Below are 19,804 nucleotides of genomic sequence, written 5' to 3'. Positions count from 1 at the left end.
TATGCGTCCTGCATACTGTGCGACGCACTTTGCGGGGAGTCGAACAAGGGGGGCGACCGGGCCCCTGCCTTAGGCGGGCGGCGCGCAGTCCGTACCCCGGAGCCGTCATTCCGACGGCACCGGGTTCGTTGCGCCACAGAACCACTCGCACCCAACGGAGAGTACCCGAGCGGAGCGCCGACTCCCCCCTGTGACGAGTCACGCCTAGGACACAACCCGATATCGACACTCCGTGACCGCTTCTGCGTAGTGAGTCCGACATTCCGCACACGGGGTGCCAGAGTCTGACATCACCGGCCGCCGCGCACCTCCGGAACGGCCTTCGCGCCCGCGCCGTCAGGCGATCAGGCCCGCGGCCAGCAGCTCCTCCGCCTCGCCCGCCGTTCCCCAGCGCTCGGCGTGCAACCAGGCCCGCTTGAGGTGCAGATGCACATCGGCCTCCCATGTGAAGCCCATTCCGCCGTGGACCTGCAGACAGTCCCGTGCGTTACGCACCGCGGCCTCGTCGGCGAGCAACTTCGCGCCCGTGACGTCGAGAACACCCTCCGTGATCGACGCCGCATACACCGCACTTCGGGCCATTTCCGTCCGTACCAGCATCTGCGCGCACAGCTGCTTGACCGCCTGGAACGAGCCGATGGGGGCGCCGAACTGCTCGCGCTCACGGGCGTGGCCGGCCGCCATCTCGACCGTGCGGACGGCACTGCCGAGCTGCTGGGCGGCGGTGAGCAACGCCGCCTCGCGACGGAGCCGGGGGGCGTCCAGGGCAACGGGCTCGGTGCGCGGCAGGTCCAGGACGCGGGCGAGCGGGGTGAGGGGATCGACGGAAGCAAAGGGGGCGCAGGACACCCGGTCCGGCGCACTCCGGTACGCACCGCTTGTGCGCCCCCGTGCGCCCTCCACCAAGATCAACTCATCGCATCCGTCCGGGTGTTCCCACAGCATCGGCTCCCGCGCCCCTTCGCACAGCCCGACGATCTTCTCGCCGGTCGCGACGCCGTCCACCACCCCGGCCAGCAGCTGGCACGCCACCAGCGGCCCCGGCAGCAGCGCCCGCCCGGCCTCCTCCAGGACCAGCACCGCCTCCGGCAGCCCCAGCCCCACCCCGCCGTCCTTCTCCGGCAGCCGCAGCGCGAAGAATCCGGCCGCACCCAGCTCGCGCCACAGCGCACGGTCCGGCCCGGGGTCCTCGACGGCCGCCCGCAGCCGGTCCCGGCCGAACCGCCCGGCCAGCAGCTCCCGGGTGCCGTCCTTCAACGCCCGTTGCTCATCGGTGAGTTGGAAGTCCATCGCCGGTCATCGCCCCTTCGGCAGGCCGAGGATCCGCTCGGCGACGATGTTCTGCTGGATCTGCGAGGTGCCGGCCGCGATGGTGTACGAGAGGGACGACAGCCGGTCCGCGACCCACTCGTGGTCCGCGTCCAGCGCCCCGGCGCCCAGCACCTCGGCCGCCGTGTCGTACAGCTCCTGCCGGGCGTGCGAATAGCTCAGCTTGAAGACCGAGCCGCCGGTGCCCGGGACGCCTCCGCTCCCCCGCTGCCCCCCGCGCGCGGGGGCCCGCATCGCCTCGCTCACATTCCACTGGGTCAGCCGCCACAGCGCCGTGAACTCCGCGTGCAGCCTGCCCAGTCTGCGGCGCAGCACGGCATCGTCCCAGCGGCCGTTGGCGCGGGCCGCACGGGCCAGCGCGCCGAGCACCCGGCGGCAGGCCACCACCTCGCCGACGAAGGCGGTGCCGCGCTCGAAGGACAGCGTCACCATCGTCACCCGCCAGCCGTCGTTCTCCGCACCGACGCGGTTCCCGGCCGGGACCCGTACGTCGTCGAGGAACACCTCGGCGAACTCCGTCGAGCCGGCGAGGGTGCGCAGCGGCCGGACCGTCACGCCCGGCGCGTCCATGGGCATCGCCAGCCAGCTGATGCCGCGGTGCTTGGGCGCGGCCGGATCGGTGCGGACCAGGAGTTCGCACCAGTCGGCGACCTCGGCGTGCGAGGTCCAGATCTTGGCGCCGTTGATGACGTACGTGTCCCCGTCGCGGACGGCCCTGGTGCGCAGCGCGGCGAGGTCGGAGCCGGCATCCGGTTCGCTGAAGCCCTGGCACCAGACCTCCTCGCCGCGCAGGATCGGCGGCAGCCAGCGGGCGCGCTGCTCGGCGGTGCCCTCGGCGGCGAGGGTGGGCCCCGCGTGCAGCAGCCCGACGAAGTTCGCACCGACGTAGGGCGCCCCGGCGCGCTCCGTCTCCTCCAGGAAGATCAGGTGCTGGGCGGGGGTGGCGCCCTGCCCGCCGGCGTCCCGCGGCCAGTGCAGGCCCGCGTATCCGGCGTCGTACAGCATCCGCTGCCAGGCCGTGTCGTACGCCCGGCGGCCCGGCCAGTCGGTCGCGGCGGGCGGTGCGGGGAGCCGGGGAAGCACCTCGCCGAGCCACCGGCGCAGCCGGGCCCGGAACTCTTCCTCCTCGGGTGTGCAGGTGAGGTCCATGGCGGCTACTTGCCGAGGTCCGGGCGGGTGCGGACCGCGTTGCCGCGCACCGGCCCGTGGCCGGAGAAGTGTGCGGGCCCGGTCGCACGGCCGTCCACGCCGATGCTGCGCGGCAGCTCCCTCGGGTTCGCCATCGCTGTCCCCTCACCCATATCTGATGCACCGTCAGAAGGAGGCTAGCCCCGACCCCTCTGGACCGACAAGGCGTCGGCCTCTAATCTCGGCGGGCGATCTGACGCAACGTCAGCAACAGGGAGGGGCAGATGACCGGCACCACCTTCTGGGACCTGGTCGCCCGGCGCGCCGCCCGAACCCCTGACGCGCCCGCCCTCATCCAGGGGGCCGAGTCCGCCCGGCAGGAACGGCGGATCACATTCGGCGCCCTGCACCGGCGCGCGATGGGGGCACCTCCCGTGCCCTTCAGGCACGGGGGAGGGTCGCGGCCGGCCTGTACGAGAGGGGCGTACGGCCCGGCAGCCGGGTCGTCTGGCAGCTGCCGACCCTCCCCCGAGCTCTTAAGGAGCAGGGGGGACCCCCACCGAGACCGTCCTGTTCAGCCTCGCCCTGGCCCGGATCGGCGCCGTCCAGAGCCCGGTCGTGCCGCTCTACCGCGCGCATGAGGTCGGCCAGGTACTGCGCCGCACCCGCGCGGCCTTCTTCGCCGTCCCCGGCGTGTGGCGCGGCTTCGACCACCGCGCCATGGCGGACCGTCTCGCCGCCGGTCTGCCCGGTCCGCTCACCGTCATCGAGGCGTACGACACGCTGCCCGACGCCGACCCGGCCGTCCTGCCCCCGCCGCCGGCCGACGCCGACGAGGTCCGCTGGATCTACTGGACCTCCGGCACCACCGCGGCCCCCGAGGGCGTGCTGCACACCGACCGCAGCCTGCGGACGGCCGGCCGGTGGCTGGGCACGGCGCTGCGCCTCGGCCCGTCGGACATCGGCTCGATGGCCTTCCCGTACGCCCATGTCGCCGGGCCCGACTACACCGTCATGCTGCTGGAGCACGGCATTCCGGCCGTCCTGCTGGAGCACTTCGCGCTACCGGGCGCGCTCGCCGCCTACCGCCGCCACCGCGTCACCCTCGCCGGCGGCTCCACCGCCTTCTACGCCCTCTTCCTCGCCGAGGCCCGCAAGCTGCCGCCCGGCCGCCGGCTGCTGCCGTCGCTGCGCCTGCTGGCCGGCGGCGGCGCACCCAAGCCCCCCGCGCTGTACCACGAGGTCGTCGCCGGGCTCGGCTGCCAACTCACCCACGGCTACGCCATGACGGAGGCCCCCATGGTCACCATGGGCGACCCGTACGACAGCCCCGGGCACCTGGCCGGCACCGACGGCCGGCCCCCCGCGGGCATGGAGATCCGTATCGCCCCCGGGAGCGGCGAGATCCGGCTGCGCGGCCCCGTCGTCTGCCGCGGCTACCTCGACGAGCCCGCCCCCTTCGACGCCGACGGCTTCCTCCCCACCGGCGACCTCGGCCACCTCACCCCCAGCGGGCACCTCGTCGTCACCGGCCGCCTCAAGGACATCATCATCCGCAAGGGCGAGAACATCTCCGCCCAGGAGATCGAGGAACTCCTCTCCCGCCATCCCTACATCGCCGACGCCGCCGTCATCGGCCTGCCGGACACCACCCGCGGCGAACGCGTCTGCGCGGTCATCGAACAACCCCCGGGAGCCCGCGAGTTGACCCTCGCCACCCTCACGGCGCACCTCCTCTCCCACGGCCTCGCCCCGCACAAGCTCCCCGAACAGCTGGAGCTGCTGCCCGCCCTGCCCCGCGACACAACCCTGCGCAAGGTCCGCAAACAGCAGCTGCGGGAGCGGTTCGGGGGGAGCGGGGCGGGGGCGGGGTGAGGCGCCCGCCCCACCGCCCGCCCCGCCGCCTGCCCCGCCGCCTGCCCCGCCGCCTGCCCCCAAAGGCCCGCCCATGGCGGACACCCCCTGTCCTCCACCCCCCATACGCTCCCCCCCATGAGTCATTCACGACCCCATATCGGCACCGCCGGGCGGCGGGCCCGGATCGGGCGGCGGCAGTTGCTGGCGGGCGGGCACCGGGCGGACCGTGCGGAGGAGGTCGCCGAGGCGGTCGTGGGGCTGCATGCCAGCGATCCGGCGACCGTTCATCTCGCGGCCTGTGCGCGGCTGGCCGTGCCGGATCCGGCGGAGGTGGAGCGGGCGCTGTACGACGACGGCTCGCTGGTCCGGATGCTGGGGATGCGCCGCACCCTCTTCGCGGTCGGCGCCGGGCTCGTACCGGTCGTCGCCTCCTCCACCGCACGGGCGGTCGCCGCCAAGGAGCGGGCGGGGCTGGTCCGGTGGCTCACCGAGGGCGCGCCGGGGTGGGACGAGCGGCGGCTGGCCGAGGCCGAGGCGAAGGTGCTGGCCGTGCTCGGCGGGCGGGGTGCGGCGACCGCGGCCGAGCTCACCGCGGAGGTGCCCGAGCTGCGCGATGCCATCGTGGTCTCCCCCGGCAAGCCGTACGAGGCCACGGTCGCCGTCTCCAGCCGCATCCTGCGGGTGCTGGCCGCCGAGGGCCGTATCCGGCGCGGACGGCCGCGCGGCGGCTGGACCAGCAGTTCCTTCCGCTGGACGCCCGGCACCGCGTTCGCCGAGCTGCCCGCGCCACCGGCCCCCGAGGCGCGCGCCGCACTCGCCCGCCGCTGGCTCGCCTCGTACGGCCCGGCGACCGTCGAGGACCTCAGGTGGTGGACGGGCTGGACGCTCACCGCCACCCGTCAGGCGCTGGCCGCCACCGGCGCCGTCGAGGTGACCCTGGACGGCGGCACGACGGGCGTCGCACTGCCCGACGACCTCGGCCCGGTCGCCGCCCCCGAACCCTGGGCCGCCCTGCTCCCCGGCCTCGACCCCACCACGATGGGCTGGAAGGCCCGCGACTGGTACCTCGCCCCGGACCAGGTGCCGCAGCTCGTCGACCGCAGCGGCAACATCGGGCCGACGGTGTGGTGGGACGGCCGGATCGTCGGCGGCTGGGCCCAGCGGGCGAACGGTGAGATCGTCTGGCGGCTGCTGACCGATGACGGAGGCAGCGAGGCCGCCGCGGCGGTGACGGACGCGGCGGCCCGGCTGGCGGCCTGGGTCGGTGAGGTCCGCTTCACCCCGCGCTTCCGGACGCCGCTGGAGCGGGAGTTGAGCCGGTAGCGACCGGCGGCGGGCCGGTGCCCGGCCGCCTCAGCGCGGCCGGTAGGCGCTCGTCGCCTGCCCGTAGAGCTGGTCCACCTCGTGCCGGCCGCGGTCCGGGCCGATGACGAGGACGAGGTGGTAGCGGCCCTTGTGGATCATCGCGAGGTTCCGTACGTACACTTCGCGACCGCTGCTGTCGCGCCAGGAGAAGGTACCCTCGGCCATCGCCGTCTTCCCGACGTCGATCCGCTGGAGGCCGGAGGCCGAGGCCCAGCCGGAGGAGCGGTACGGCGCCAGCTCGGGCTCCTTGTTCTGCAGATACGCCATCGGGTCGGTGCCGAAGCGCGCCGTCGTGTCGCGGCCGGGCACCACCACCAGCTCATAGTCCCCGCCGACGTACCGCACCTGGCCCCGGTCGTTCGCACCGCGCCGCTGCCAGCCCTCGCGGACCGCGATCTGGAATCCCGCCGGGTCGCTGCGTACCTCGAAGCCCTTGGCGGGCTCGGCGGGCGCGGTGGACTGCGGGGCGCCGGTGCCGGCGGAGGCGTGGTCACCGTCGCTCTCCTGGTCCCCGGACGGTGCGGGACTGCCGCCGGGCGCCGCGCCCGAGGTGCCCGTACGGTCCGCACCGCGCTCGCCCGCCTTGGAGTCCGAACCGGACTTCGGCAGGAACGCCATCGCATAGACGACCGCGCCGACGAGCAGCAGCAGGATCGCGGTGAGCAGCACCCGGCCGAGGTGGCGCGGAGTACGCGACGGGCGGGGCGCGGCGGCCGGGCCGGCCTGCCCGCTCATCTGCCGCTCGTACGGGTCCCGGTCCGCGGGCCCGCCCCGTCCGGGCGACGGGGCAGGGTTGCCGGACTTGGCCGTGCGGGCCGGTCTGGACTGCCGGAGCGGCTTCGGCTGCTTCGGGGGGCGGGGCGGACGGGCGGTGGAGACCAGCGGGGTGGACTGCTCCGGGGCCGGCGCCTGCGGTACGGGCGGTGCAGCCGCTGCGGTGGCCACGGCGGCCGGTGCCGGCTGCGGCCGTGCGCGGCGGGGCGTCCGGGTCTTCTTGTGCCGCCCCTTGCGGACGAGTTCGCCGCGGCGCCGCACGATCGGCAGCCGCCGCGGGTCCGCTCCCTCCGCCGGCATCGTCACCAGCCGGCTGCCGGCCTCCGGCTCCGGTGCGGTACGGATCAAGGAGCGCAGCCAGCCGCTCAGCTCCTCGGCATCCGGGCGGTCGGCCGGGTCCTGGCGCAGCAGGGACTCGACGACCGGCCGCAGCGCCCCGCACTCCTCGGCGTCCGCGGGCGGCTGCGAACAGACCAGCTGCGCCAGTTCGACGGCGTTGTCCTCGGGGAACGGCGGCTGCCCCTGCACGCTCCGGTAGAGCAGCGCGCCGACCGCCCACAGATCGGTGGCCGGGCCGACCGGCGGCGCCAGCTGCCAGTTCTCGTGCACCGGTCCGGCCTGCTCCGGCGCCCAGCGCTCGGTGACCGGGCCGATGACGGTCAGCCGCGCCTGCCGGGCCCGTTCGGCGGCGAGCCCGGCGGTGGGCCGGCCGTACGCGGGCGCGGTGGTGTCGCCGTCCGAGGCGGGCTTGGTCAGCGAGGTCTTGGCGTCGGGACCGGCCGGTGTGGGCTCATCCGGGGCGGGTGCGTCCGGGACGGGTGCGTCCGGGACGGGTGCGTCCGGGACGGGTGCGTCCGGTGCGGGCTGTTCCGGCAGGGCTCCGGCCGTGGTGGGCGGCTCGGCTCCGCACAGCGCCTCCTGGGCCGCGCCCGCCGCCAGACCGGTCAGGATGGCCCGGCCGTCGTCGCAGACCAGGACCGTACGGGCGGTGATGTTGCGGTGCAGCCGGCCCTCCGCGTGCAGCACCCGCAGCGCGGTGAGCAGATCCGCGGCGATCTCCGCGGCGCGGTGCGGGGACAGCGTCCGCTCGGCGAGCAGCGCGGACAGCGGGCGGGCGAAGAGGAGTTCGGCGACGATCCACAGGCTGCCGTCCTGCGCGAAGACGTCGAAGACCTGCTCCAGCCGGGGGTGGTCGGCCAGCTGGGCGGTGGTCGTCGCGGCGTCCAGTGCGCGTCGTACGGCGGGGTCCCGGGGACTGCGGTCGGCCACCCCCGCCCCGCCGGTCAGCCGCGGGGCACCGTAGCGGCCGCCGGCACCGCCCTCGGCGGGCCCGGCCGGCTCCGCCCCCACGACCTCCGCTTCGACGACCTCCGGCAGCGGCACCTGGCGGACCAGCACCTCCTGTCCGCTGAACGTGTCGAACGCCCGGGACTCGGTGAAGTCATCGTCGCCGAGGGGCCGCAACGGCAGGCGGTAACGCTCGGCGAGCACCCTTCCCGCGTACTCGTCCACGACGCCTCCCCGCAGCGCGCGCTGTGTCTACCGTCGCGCCGGAACGCCCTCGGCGCTGGCGCCTCCGGTCACTTCCGGTCGTATTCCCGCCGATTGCGGATGCGTACGGTCTTCGCGGTCTCACGATACGTGCCCGCACCGGAGCTTGCGGCCCGGTCTGCGCAACGACGCGCGCTCTGTCCGTTCCTCGCCCGGCCGCTGCCCCGGTCCCGCCCTCAGTCCTTGATCGCGAAGGTCTTGAACGCGGTGCTGACCACGTTCTGACACTCCTTCTCCGACCAGGCGTCCGCCTTGCAGGTGATCATGATGGCGTAGCCGTGCTGGTCGTCGGCCTTGAAACCGCGGTCGAGGACCCGGACCTTCTGGCCGCTCTGCCGGCGCGTGAAGGACCAGTCGGCGACGGTCGGATAGCCGCGCCACTTCACCGACTTGATGCTGATGAGGCGGTAGTCCTCGCTGGAGCCGCGCACGGCCGGCTCCAGGCTGCGCCAGGAAGCCGCCGCGTCGGTGCCGGGCTCGGCGTTGTAGTCCACCTGGACGCGGGGGAAGCCGCCCGAGGCGCTGTAGATGACGCCGGAGCCCTGCCCCGCGGTGGCCGTCTGCTTGAAGCCCTTGGGCATCGCCATACCGAAGTGGAACCGGCCGTTGGAGACCTGGGCGAAGCCGTCCGGCACCGCCTTGCCGTCCTTGCCGTCCTTGCCGCCGGTGTCGCCCTTGTCCTCGGCCGGGCTGACCCCGCCCGGCGGCTGCGGGACCGGCGAGCCGGGCCCGTCCTTCGCGTCCTCGCCCGTCCCGGCCGATTCCGTGGAGGGCTTCGCCTTCGCCGCGGACGACGCCTTGTCGTGCCTGCCGGCCGGCTTGCCGCTGTTCTTCGTGGTGTCGCCGCCGCTCAGCGCGACGGCCAGGACCGTGCCCAGCACCGCCAGGGCGACGATCACGGCCACGATGATCAGGGTGCGGCGCGGGACGACATCGGTCACCGAAGCACGCGTCGACGGACGGTTCCCGTCACCGGGTCTGGAGTCCGCACGGGCCCGCGCGGCGGCGGCAGCGGCAGTGGCAGCCGCACGGACCGTCTGCAGGGCGCCGCGCAGCCGCTCCTTGGCGGCCTCGGTGTCGAACCCGGGGCGGGTGAGCGTCGGACGGGAGACGCCCGAGCCCGCCCGGTCCGCAGCGGTCGTTTCCTCGGTGGCCGGGGTGGCCGCCTGCCGCGGGCGCTCGGTCCGCTTCGGGGTGCTGGTCGCGGCGGTCTTGGCGGCACCGGCCTTGGCGGCGCCGGCCTTGCTCTTGCCCGCCTTCGTACCGCCGGAAGCGGACCCGCTCCCGGCCGCCGGCTCCGCCACCGGGGCGGCGGCGGGTTTCGGCTTCGGCTTGCGCGGCACCCGCGACCTGGGGGCGGGCTTCGGCTTCGGCGCGCTCTCGGGCTTCGCCGTCGTGCGCTCCTTGGGCACCGTCGGCAGCACCATCGCCCGGGTCTCGTCCAGCGGGGGCTCCGGCTTCTGCGCCTCGGGGGCGTGCACCACATCGAGCAGCAGCGTCCGTGCACCGGCGTCGTCCAGCCGGCTCGCCGGGTCCTTCACCAGCAGGCCGAAGATGACCTCTTCCAGCGCACCGGCGCTCTTCGGCGGCTCGACCGGCTCGGTCATCACCGCCGTCAGCGTGGCGATCGCCGAGCCCTTGTCGTACGGCGGCACGCCCTCGACACAGGCGTACAGCAGCCCGCCCAGCGACCACATGTCGGCCGGCGGGCCCGGCTTGTGGCCGCGGGCGCGCTCCGGGGAGATGTAGGAGGGGGCACCGACGAGCATGCCGGTCGAGGTCACGGAGGGGTCGCCCTCGACCTGGGCGATACCGAAGTCGGTCAGCACGACCCGGCCGTCGTCGGACATCAGGACGTTGGACGGCTTCACATCGCGGTGCAGGATGCCCTCGGCGTGGGCGGCACGCAGCACATCGAGCACCGCCAGGCCGACCTCGGCGGCCCGGCGCGGGGTGAGCGGGCCGTCGTCACGGACGACCTCGGCGAGCGAGCGGCCCTCGACCAGCTCCATCACGATCCATGGGCGGTCGTCCTCGTCGACCACGTCAAAGACCGTCACCGCGCCGTTGTTCCGGATCCGGGCGATCGCCTTGGCCTCACGCAGCGTGCGGGTGATCAGACGGCGCTTCTCGTCCTCCTCGACCCCGCCCGGGAAGCGCAGTTCCTTGACTGCGACCGTACGGCCCAAGACCTCGTCGCGTGCCCGCCAGACGGTACCCATGCCGCCCCGGCCGAGAACATCGGCGAGCCGGTACCGGCCGGCGAGCAGCCTGCCCTCCTTGCCGTTCATCTCGACCTCGTCGCCCACTGAATCCCCTCTGCAATCCAGCCGAGTTGGCAGCTTCGACGTCCCATCGATCACCAAACTGGCCCAACTCGGACAACCCACCCTGGCAGAGCCTTCATTCTCCCTCATCCGCGGCCGTGCGGAAGGCCCGGGTCGGTGCGGGACGACACCTCGTACCCGCCATGAGGGCACCGGCGAACGGGAGTCCCGATGACGAAGCGCCCGCGCCGCCCGGCCGCGGCCCGCACCCTCCGCCCGGCGCCACCCCGGCCGGCCACCGCCACGCCACGGTCCGCACAGGCGCCCTGGCGGCCCTGGCCGCACCCTTCCTGACAGCCTGTATCAGCCGGCCCCGCTTCACCCCGCGCCCCTGGGGCGCGCCCAGCCGCCCGCGACGACGGCAACGGGACACGGCGACCGCAGCGACCTGACAGGGTGACGATCCGCCGTCTAGGGGCTGTCGGGCCCGTCCTCCATGGCGGAGCTCAGCTCGGACAGCAGGGTCTCGAACTGCTCCAGCAGCTCGGCCGGGTAGCGGGACAGGACCGCGTCCTGGCGCGCGTTGGCGGGGCCGAAGAACTCGTCCGCCAGCTCCCCGACCCGGGGACTGCTGTGCAGGGTGACGATCCGCCGGTCGGCGTGTCCGCGGGTACGGGTGACATACCCGGCCTCTTCGAGCCGGTTCAGCAGCGCGGTCATGGCCCCCGAGGACAGCGGGATACGCCTGCCGAGCGAGGCCGGTGACAGCGGGGTGCCCCGCTCCTCGGCCGAGGCGATCTCCAGCAGGGCGAACGCGTCGGTGGAGTGCACACCGATCCGGGCGGCGAAGCGACGGCCCAGTTCGGTGAAGCTCGCTCCGTAGTTCCTGAGCCCTCCCGCCAGCCGCTCACGCCGCGCCCCGACACCGCCGGACACCGGTTCCTCCACGAGGCCCCTCCGCCTTCCCTCCGCCACCGCAGGGCGGCGGCACATGTTGACAACCCGCCGCGGTTCACCATAGCTTCCCGCTGGAATTACTTCACCATGAAGTTTCTTCGCTAGCGAGTCACTTTACGGCAGAGTTACACCTCCCCCTCCCGACCCCTGGAGCGCTGATGCTGAACGCCCCCCGCCTCGACGGCATCGACCCGTTCGCCGCAACCGTCCGCGGCCTCACCGAGCCCGATCCGGTCCGCGCCGCGCTGCGGGCCGCCGGCCCCCTCGTGGAAGTGGACGCCCCAGCCGGCGGACCGGCATGGATCGTGACCGACGACGCCCTGGCCCGCGAGGTGCTCACCGATCCCCGGATCGTCAAGGACCCCGCGTTCGCGCCACCCGGCTGGGACACCGCCGGGCTGGAGCAGACCGCCGCCGAACAGCCCTCCCTCACCACCCTCGACGGCCCCGAGCACACCGCTCTGCGACGCGCCCACGCTCCGCTCCTCAACGCCCAGCGGATCCGCGCACAGTCCGAACGGGTCCACACGATCGCCCGGGAGCTGCTCACCGGACTCGGCGCCGGCCGCACGGTGGTCGACCTGATGGCGGGCTTCACCACCCGCTATCCGCTCACCGTCCTGCTCGATCTGCTCGGCATACCCCTCGACCACGTCGACCGGGCCGCCGACGGCTGCCGGCAGATGTTCAGCGACGAACCCGGCGCGCAGGGCAGGGCGATCGCCGCACTCACAGAACTCGCCGCCTCCGGGCTCGACGAGGGCGGCCGGGGACTCGCCGTGGAGCTGCGCGACCGGGTCCCCGCGCACACCACCCGCAACCAGCTGCAGTACCACCTGTTCGGGCTGGTCTTCGCCGGACAGCTCACCACCGACGCCGCCCTCGGCGTCCTGATCGCCCGCGCACTCGCCACCGGCCCGCACCGCGGCCAGGCGGACCGGACGGATCTCGACGCACTGGTCCGCGAGACGCTACGGCAGCACCCGCCCGCCCCGTTCACGCTCTGGCGGTTCACCACCACCGAGACCGAACTCGCCGGGACACGGCTGCCCGCCCGGGCGCCCGTGCTCGTCGACATCCAGGGAATCAACACCGACCCGGCCCGTTCCGCCGGACCGGACCTCACCTTCGGCGCCGGCCCGCACTTCTGCATCGGCGCCCAGCTCGCCCACCTCGAACTGCGCGCGGTGGCCGCGGTGCTGCGCACCGACTTTCCCGACGCCCGCCTCACCGTCCCCTTCACCGAGCTCCGGCTGACCGGCATCGGCGGCCTGCAGGGAAGCCGGCTGACCGCCCTCCCCGTCGCCCTGCACGGCTGACGGCTTCCCGCTCCGGTCCGCGGCCCGGTAGCAGGGCGCTCTAGAGCGGCACGATGTCCGGCGCCCCCAGGCGCGCCGCATCCGCCGTCAGATCGTCCGGCTGCCGCTGCGATTCGCGCTCCGCCTCGACGCGCTTCTGGTAGTGCGCGATCTCCTTCTCGATCTGGTCGCCGTCCCAGCCCAGCGCGGGCGCGATCAGCTCGGCCACCTCGCGGGCGCTGCGGGTGCCCCGGTCGAAGGTCTCGATGGAGATACGGGTGCGCCGGGTCAGTACGTCGTCGAGGTGGCGGGCGCCCTCGTGGGTACAGGCGTAGACCGCCTCGGCCCGCAGATAGTCCTCCGCGTGCGCCAGCGGTTCGCCCAGCGACGGATCGGCCACCACCAGCTCCAGCAGCTCCTCGGTCAGCGAGCCGTAGCGGTTCAACAGATGCTCTATACGGGCCACATGCAGTCCGGTGCGGGCCGCGATCCGGGCCCGCGCGTTCCACAGCGCCCGGTAGCCCTCGGCCCCGACCAGCGGCACGTCCTCGGTCACACAGTCCGCGACCCGCTGGTCGAGGGCGTGCACCGCCTCGTCCACCGCATCCTTCGCCATCACCCGGTACGTCGTGTACTTGCCGCCGGCCACCACGACCAGCCCCGGCACCGGATGCGCGACGGTGTGCTCTCGCGACAGCTTGCTCGTGGCGTCCGACTCCCCGGCCAGCAGCGGGCGCAGCCCCGCGTACACCCCCTCCACGTCGTCCCTGGTCAGCGGGGTCGCGAGCACCTCGTTCACATGCTCCAGCAGATAGTCGATATCGGCGCTGGAGGCCGCCGGATGCGCCTTGTCCAGATCCCAGCCCGTGTCCGTCGTCCCCACGATCCAGTGCCGCCCCCAGGGGATGACGAACAGGACGCTCTTCTCCGTCCGCAGGATCAATCCGGTCGTGGAGTGGATGCGGTCCTTGGGGACGACCAGGTGAATGCCCTTCGACGCACGGACATGGAACTGGCCGCGCTCCCCGATGAGCGCCTGGGTGTCATCCGTCCACACCCCGGTGGCGTTGACGATCTGCTGCGCCCGGATCTCGTAGTCGCCGCCCCCCTCGACGTCCTCCACCCGCACGCCGACCACTCGCTCGCCCTCGCGCAGAAAGCCCACCACCCGTGCCCGGTTGGCGACCTGCGCCCCATAGGCGGCCGCGGTCCGCACCATCGTGGTGACATAGCGCGCGTCGTCCATCTGCGCGTCGTAGTACTGCAGCGCGCCGACCAGTGCGTCCTTCTTCAGACAGGGCGCCACCTGCAGCGCCCGCTTGTGCGACAGATGCCGGTGCACGGGCAGACCGCGGCCGTGCCCCGACGAGACCGACATCGCGTCGTACAGGGCCACGCCGGAGCCCGCGTACCAGCGCTCCCAGCCCTTGTGCTGCAGCGGATACAGGAACGGCACCGGCTTGACCAGATGCGGCGCCAGCCGCTCCAGCAGCAGCCCCCGCTCCTTCAACGCCTCTCTGACCAGCGCGAAGTCCAGCATTTCCAGATACCGCAGACCACCGTGGATGAGCTTGCTCGACCGGCTGGAGGTGCCCGATGCCCAGTCGCGCGCCTCGACCAGTCCGGTGGACAGACCGCGCGTCGCCGCGTCCAGCGCCGTTCCCGCGCCGACGACTCCGGCGCCGACCACGAGAATGTCCAGCTCCCGCTCCGCCATTCGGGCGAGCGCCTCGGCCCGCTGCGCCGGTCCCAGTATCGCTGTCTTCACTGCTGCCTCCCGCTGTGATCGGGGCCACAACCGCCGTCCGTCGATTCTGTCCACGCTGCGTGCCGGTATCCACCCTTCGCTCCTGACGGCAACACCCCGCCGCCTTGATCCACCAATCCCTATTCTGGGTCAAATATCCGCTTAGTGTATTTATGCGCCCTCCGCACACGTCATGCGCACACGCCATTCGCAGTCGCTCGGGAAGGACGGCCGCAGCATGCCCGCAGACCTCGCCGTCATCGGACTCGGTCACCTCGGCCTCCCTCTCGCCCAGGCCGCCACCGCCGCCGGCATCGGCACCATCGGCTACGACCCCGACCCGCACACCGCCGGGCTCTCCGGCGCCGACGGGCCGCTGTCCGCCACCGAACTCCGCCGGCTGCTCTCCGCCGGCTTCCGCACCACCACCGACCCCACCACCCTCGGCCGGGTCCGTACCGCCGTCCTCTGCGCGCCCACGCCCCTCGGCGAGGACCGCGCCCTGGACCTCACCGCCCTCGCCGACGCCGCCCGCACACTGGCGGCACAACTGCGCCCGCACACCACGGTGATCCTCGAATCCACCGCCTACCCGGGCACCACCGAGGAATTCCTGCGCCCCCTCCTGGAGGAGGGCTCGGGCCTCACCGCCGGACGGGACTTCCACCTCGCCTGCTCCCCCGGCCGCCACGACCCCGGCAACCGGACCCACAGCTACGCCAACACCCCCAAGGTCATCGGCGGCCTCACCCCCGCCTGCACGGAAGCGGCCGCCGCCTTCTACGGCCGCCTCACCGACAAGGTCGTCCGCGCCCGCGGGCCCCGCGAGGCCGAGACCGCCAAGCTCCTGGAAACCAACTACCGCCACATCAACATCGCCCTGATGAACGAGATGGCGGTCTTCTGCCATGACATCGGCGTCGACCTGTGGGACGTCATCCGCTGCGCCGAGACCAAACCGTTCGGCTTCCAGGCCTTCCGCCCCGGCCCCGGGGTGGGCGGTCATGCCGCCCCCATCGACCCCAACTACCTCTCCTACAAAGGCCGTTCACTGGGCCACCCGCTCCGCATGGTGGAACTGGCCCAGGAGGTGAACGGCCGGATGCCGCGCTATGTCATCCAGCGCTGCGCCACCCTCCTCAACGAACACGGCAAATCCGCCCGTGGCGCGCGGATCCTGCTCCTCGGCGTCACCTACAAGCCGGACATCGGCGACCAGGCGGGCTCACCGGCCCGCGAGATCGCCTCCCGCCTGATGGAACTGGGCGCGCACCTCACGTACCACGACCCCTACGTTCCCCAGTGGAACGTTCTGGGCCGGCCCGTCCCCAGGCCCGACTCCCTGTACGAAGCCGCGGCCGCCGCGGATCTGACGGTCCTGCTGCAGCCGCATCGCACGTACGACCTCCAGGGCCTGGCCGTGAAGGCGCAGCTGCTACTGGACACCAGGGGTGCCACTCCTACGGGCGCCGCGCATCGTTTGTAGCCGCCGTTTCGTTTGTGCCCGCACGTTTCGTTTGTACCCGCACGTTGTCGTCTGCGGCGCCGTGTCGCCTCCCGGCGGGGTGGGGGGTGTTTGGGCGGGGGCCGCTTGTTGTCGGTGGTGGGTGCCGGGTGCGGGCCTCCGGGGCCTGTGTTGTGGACTGCTTCGCTTTACGTCCACAACACAGGCCCCTCCGGCCCGCCCCCTCCCGTCCGGAATGGCGACCCCCGCCCGGTGGGGATGAGGGTTTCCAAAGACCAGTAGCTCGGCCGCATTGTGGCGCGGGCCGAGCTACTGGTCTTTTTGCTTTCTTCCCCCCACCGGGGTGGGGTCCCACAACTGGCGGGAGGGGGCGGGGGCTCCGGGGTGTGTTGTCGGACGTAAAGCGAAGCAGTCCGACAACACACCCCGGAGCCCCCGCCACCGGCACCCACCACACACCAGGGGCCCCACCCCAAACACCACCCCCGCCGACAGGCGGGACAGGCACGGCGGGGGCACCCGACAACGTACGGCTAGCGCCGAGGGGCCACCGTCACCTCAACCCGCTGGAATTCCTTCAGCTCGGAGTACCCCGTCGTCGCCATCGCCCTGCGCAACGCACCGAAGAAGTTCATGGAGCCGTCGGGGGTCGTGGACGGCCCCAACAGCACCTCCTCCGTCGTGCCGACCGCCCCGAGGTCCATCCGCTTGCCGCGCGGCACGTCCTCGTGCACCGCCTCCATGCCCCAGTGGTGGCCACGGCCCGGCGCGTCGGTGGCGCGGGCCAGCGGGGAGCCGATCATCACGGCGTCGGCGCCGCAGGCGATCGCCTTCGGGAGGTCACCGGACCAGCCCACACCGCCGTCGGCGATGACGTGGACGTAGCGGCCGCCGGACTCGTCCATGTAGTCGCGGCGCGCGGCGGCGACATCGGCGACCGCGGTCGCCATCGGGACCTGGATGCCCAGAACGTTCCGCGTGGTGTGCGCGGCGCCGCCGCCGAAGCCCACCAGCACACCGGCCGCGCCGGTACGCATCAGGTGCAGCGCCGCGGTGTACGTGGCGCAGCCGCCGACGATGACCGGGACATCCAGCTCGTAGATGAACTGCTTGAGGTTCAGCGGCTCGGCCGCGGAGGAGACATGCTCGGCGGAGACGGTGGTGCCGCGGATCACGAAGATGTCCACGCCCGCGTCGACGACGGCCTTGGAGAACTGCGCCGTACGCTGCGGCGACAGCGCGGCGGCGGTGACGACGCCCGCGTCGCGCACCTCCTTGATGCGCTGGCCGATCAGCTCTTCCTTGATCGGCGCGGCGTAGATCTCCTGCAGCCGCTTGGTGGCCGTGGCGCCGTCCAGCTCGGCGATCTCGGCGAGCAGCGGTTCCGGGTCCTCGTACCGGGTCCAGAGACCTTCCAGGTTGAGGACGCCCAGGCCGCCCAGCTCACCGATGCGGATCGCGGTCTGCGGCGAGACCACCGAGTCCATGGGAGCGGCCAGGAACGGCAGCTCGAAACGGTAGGCGTCGATCTGCCAGGCGATCGAGACCTCCTTCGGGTCGCGGGTGCGGCGACTGGGTACGACGGCGATGTCGTCGAATGAATATGCCCGGCGGCCGCGCTTGCCGCGCCCGATCTCGATCTCAGTCACGTGTGTGGCCTTTCCCTCTACGTCTGCCGTTCCAGTATCCCCGACGCACCGAAGCCCGCGGCCGGGGAGGCCGCGGGCTTCACGGCAGGGCCGTGGTAGCGCCGTGGGGAGGGGCGCGCCGCGCCCCCTCCTCAGCGACGAGAGTAGTTGGGCGCCTCGGTGACCATCTGGACGTCGTGCGGGTGGCTCTCCTTGAGACCCGCCGCGGTGATCCGGACGAAGCGGCCCTTCTCCTTGAGCTCGGGGATGTCGGCGGAGCCGACGTAGCCCATGGAGGCGCGCAGACCGCCGATGAGCTGGTGGGCGACCGACGCGAGCGGGCCGCGGTAGGGCACCTGGCCCTCGATGCCCTCGGGGACCAGCTTGTCCTCGGAGAGCACGTTGTCCTGGAAGTAGCGGTCCTTGGAGAAGGACCGGGCCTGGCCGCGGGACTGCATCGCGCCCAGCGAACCCATACCGCGGTACGACTTGAACTGCTTGCCGTTGATGAAGACCATCTCGCCGGGCGACTCCTCGCAGCCGGCCAGCAGCGAGCCCAGCATGACCGTGTCCGCACCGGCCGCGATGGCCTTGGCGATGTCACCGGAGAACTGCAGACCACCGTCACCGATCAGCGGTACGCCCGCGGCGTTCGCGGCCTGCGCCGCCTCGTAGATCGCGGTGACCTGCGGCACGCCGACACCCGCGACGACACGGGTGGTGCAGATGGAGCCGGGGCCGACACCGACCTTGATGCCGTCGGCGCCCGCGTCGATCAGCGCCTGGGCGCCGTCGCGGGTGGCGACATTGCCGCCGACGACATCGACGTTGATGTTGGACTTGACCTTGGCGATCATGTCGAGGATGCCGCGGCTGTGGCCGTGCGCGCTGTCGATGACGAGGAAGTCGGCACCGGCCTCGACCAGCGCCTGCGCCCGCTCGTAGGCCTCGCCGCCGACGCCCACCGCGGCACCGACGACCAGCCGGCCCTCGGCGTCCTTGGCGGCGTTGGGGTACTTCTCCGCCTTGACGAAGTCCTTGACGGTGATCAGGCCCTTGAGCACGCCCGCGTCGTCGACCAGCGGAAGCTTCTCGATCTTGTGGCGGCGCAGCAGCTCGATGGCGTCCTCGCCGGAGATGCCGACCTTGCCGGTGACCAGCGGCATCGGGGTCATGACCTCGCGGACCTGACGGCTGCGGTCCATCTCGAAGGCCATGTCGCGGTTGGTCACGATGCCCAGCAGCTTGCCCGCGGCGTCCGTCACCGGCACACCGCTGATGCGGAACTTGGCACACAGCGCATCGGCATCGGCGAGGGAGGCGTCCGGGCGGACCGTGATCGGGTCGGTGACCATGCCGGACTCGGAGCGCTTGACCAGGTCGACCTGGTTGGCCTGGTCCTCGATGGACAGATTGCGGTGGAGCACGCCCGCGCCGCCCTGGCGCGCCATGGCGATGGCCATCCGCGCCTCGGTGACCTTGTCCATGGCCGCCGACAGCAGCGGGATGTTCACCGTGACGTTGCGCGAGACCCGGGACGCGGTGCTCACCGCGTTGGGCAGCACCTCCGACGCACCGGGCAGCAGCAGCACGTCGTCGTATGTCAGCCCGAGCATGGCGAATTTGGCGGGCATACCGTCGACGTTGTCACTCATGACACCTTCCCCAATGCTCTTGCCTCAGCGCGGACTCCCATGCTAACGGCCTAATGAGGTGTCCCATTCCACGAGCGATGAGGGCCTCGTCACTTGTGTATTTCTACGGCGACATCCGGCTGTTTCCCACCGGCAACCGCTACTGCTCGGCCAGTGCCCGCAGCCTGCTCAGCGCACGGTGCTGGGCGACCCGCACCGCCCCGGGCGACATCCCCAGCATCTGCCCGGTCTCCTCGGCCGTCAGCCCGACGGCGACCCGCAGCAGAACGAGTTCCCGCTGATTTTCCGGAAGGTTCGCCAGCAGCTTCTTGGCCCACTCGGCGTCACTGCTCAGCAGCGCCCGCTCCTCGGGGCCGAGGGAGTCGTCGGGCTGCTCGGGCATCTCGTCGGACGGCACGGCCGTGCTGCCCGGATGCCGCATCGCGGCCCGCTGCAGATCGGCGACCTTGTGCCCGGCGATGGCGAAGACGAACGCCTCGAAGGGCTTGCCGGTGTCGCGGTAGCGCGGCAGCGCACAGAGCACCGCGACACACACTTCCTGCGCCAGATCCTCGACGAAGTGCCGGGCGTCACCCGGCAGCCGCGACAGCCGGGTACGGCAGTAGCGCAGGGCGAGGGGGTGCACATGGGCCAGAAGATCATGGGTGGCCCGCTGGTCCCCCTCGACGGCGCGTGCGACGAGATCGCCGATTTCCTGCTTCCCGTCATCGCGCATCGGACCATGGTGCCTTGGCGCCGCGCGATCCGCGGCATCAGGTCCGCACTTGTGCACCGAAGCGTTAT

The 19,804-nt window shown here is 72.7% G+C and carries 13 protein-coding genes and 1 pseudogene; 4 read left to right on the top strand and 10 right to left on the bottom strand.

Translation table 11 applies throughout. The annotated features are described in order from the left end of the window. Positions 1–336: 336 nt before the first annotated feature. The 3 genes from SLV14N_RS23190 to SLV14N_RS23180 are packed head-to-tail and all read right to left on the bottom strand — an operon-like array spanning position 337 to position 2,612. A complete protein-coding gene (locus SLV14N_RS23190) occupies positions 337–1,290 on the bottom strand; it encodes an acyl-CoA dehydrogenase family protein (protein ID WP_208683224.1) in 954 nt (317 codons plus the stop codon). Positions 1,291–1,296: 6 nt separating this feature from the next. Further along, on the bottom strand, positions 1,297–2,478 hold the full coding sequence (locus SLV14N_RS23185; RefSeq protein ID WP_263270878.1) for an acyl-CoA dehydrogenase family protein: 1,182 nt from the start codon (positions 2,476–2,478) through the stop codon (positions 1,297–1,299). A 5-nt stretch (positions 2,479–2,483) separates the two neighbouring features. Then, on the bottom strand, positions 2,484–2,612 hold the full coding sequence (locus tag SLV14N_RS23180) for a hypothetical protein (RefSeq protein WP_259670465.1): 129 nt from the start codon (positions 2,610–2,612) through the stop codon (positions 2,484–2,486). 129 nt (positions 2,613–2,741) lie between these two features. On the opposite strand from SLV14N_RS23180, the pseudogene SLV14N_RS23175 reads away from it, so the two are divergent. Then, positions 2,742–4,332, top strand: a pseudogene (locus tag SLV14N_RS23175) (class I adenylate-forming enzyme family protein). 117 nt (positions 4,333–4,449) lie between these two features. Next, positions 4,450–5,637, top strand: coding sequence for a winged helix DNA-binding domain-containing protein (locus tag SLV14N_RS23170; RefSeq protein ID WP_208683216.1), 1,188 nt, complete (start codon positions 4,450–4,452; stop codon positions 5,635–5,637). Between the two features lie 30 nt (positions 5,638–5,667). Here SLV14N_RS23170 and SLV14N_RS23165 read toward each other — a convergent pair whose 3' ends face one another. From SLV14N_RS23165 to SLV14N_RS23155, 3 genes are all read right to left on the bottom strand, one after another. Further along, entirely contained in the window at positions 5,668–7,965 is a 2,298-nt protein-coding gene (locus tag SLV14N_RS23165) for a protein kinase (protein WP_263270875.1), read from the bottom strand. Positions 7,966–8,180: 215 nt separating this feature from the next. Further along, positions 8,181–10,313, bottom strand: coding sequence for a serine/threonine-protein kinase (locus SLV14N_RS23160; RefSeq protein ID WP_263270874.1), 2,133 nt, complete (start codon positions 10,311–10,313; stop codon positions 8,181–8,183). A gap of 429 nt (positions 10,314–10,742) precedes the next feature. Beyond that, a complete protein-coding gene (locus SLV14N_RS23155) occupies positions 10,743–11,219 on the bottom strand; it encodes a MarR family winged helix-turn-helix transcriptional regulator (protein ID WP_208683210.1) in 477 nt (158 codons plus the stop codon). A 167-nt stretch (positions 11,220–11,386) separates the two neighbouring features. Between SLV14N_RS23155 and SLV14N_RS23150 the strand changes: the two genes are divergently transcribed. Then, complete coding sequence (locus tag SLV14N_RS23150) at positions 11,387–12,547, top strand: cytochrome P450 (protein WP_208683208.1); 1,161 nt, start codon at positions 11,387–11,389, stop codon at positions 12,545–12,547. Between the two features lie 40 nt (positions 12,548–12,587). On the opposite strand, the gene SLV14N_RS23145 is transcribed toward SLV14N_RS23150, so the two are convergent. After that, complete coding sequence (locus SLV14N_RS23145; RefSeq protein WP_208683206.1) at positions 12,588–14,294, bottom strand: glycerol-3-phosphate dehydrogenase/oxidase; 1,707 nt, start codon at positions 14,292–14,294, stop codon at positions 12,588–12,590. Positions 14,295–14,511: 217 nt separating this feature from the next. Here SLV14N_RS23145 and SLV14N_RS23140 point away from each other — a divergent pair, with 217 nt between their 5' ends. Next, positions 14,512–15,759, top strand: a complete 1,248-nt coding sequence (locus SLV14N_RS23140) for a nucleotide sugar dehydrogenase (RefSeq protein WP_208683204.1) — start codon at positions 14,512–14,514, stop codon at positions 15,757–15,759. 512 nt (positions 15,760–16,271) lie between these two features. Here the strand turns inward: SLV14N_RS23140 and SLV14N_RS23135 are convergent. From SLV14N_RS23135 to SLV14N_RS23125, 3 genes are all read right to left on the bottom strand, one after another. Continuing rightward, entirely contained in the window at positions 16,272–17,387 is a 1,116-nt protein-coding gene (locus tag SLV14N_RS23135) for a GuaB3 family IMP dehydrogenase-related protein (protein ID WP_208683202.1), read from the bottom strand. 131 nt (positions 17,388–17,518) lie between these two features. Beyond that, a complete protein-coding gene (gene guaB, locus SLV14N_RS23130) occupies positions 17,519–19,021 on the bottom strand; it encodes an IMP dehydrogenase (protein ID WP_042155968.1) in 1,503 nt (500 codons plus the stop codon). Positions 19,022–19,160: 139 nt separating this feature from the next. Beyond that, entirely contained in the window at positions 19,161–19,736 is a 576-nt protein-coding gene (locus SLV14N_RS23125; RefSeq protein WP_018090849.1) for a sigma-70 family RNA polymerase sigma factor, read from the bottom strand. Positions 19,737–19,804 lie beyond the last annotated feature (68 nt).

Source organism: Streptomyces sp. Je 1-4 4N24, from assembly GCF_026239515.1.
Classification (GTDB): Bacteria; Actinomycetota; Actinomycetes; order Streptomycetales; family Streptomycetaceae; genus Streptomyces; species Streptomyces nigrescens.
Note: the sequence above shows the minus strand (reverse complement) of the source record. Positions and strands in the feature narration are given on the sequence as shown.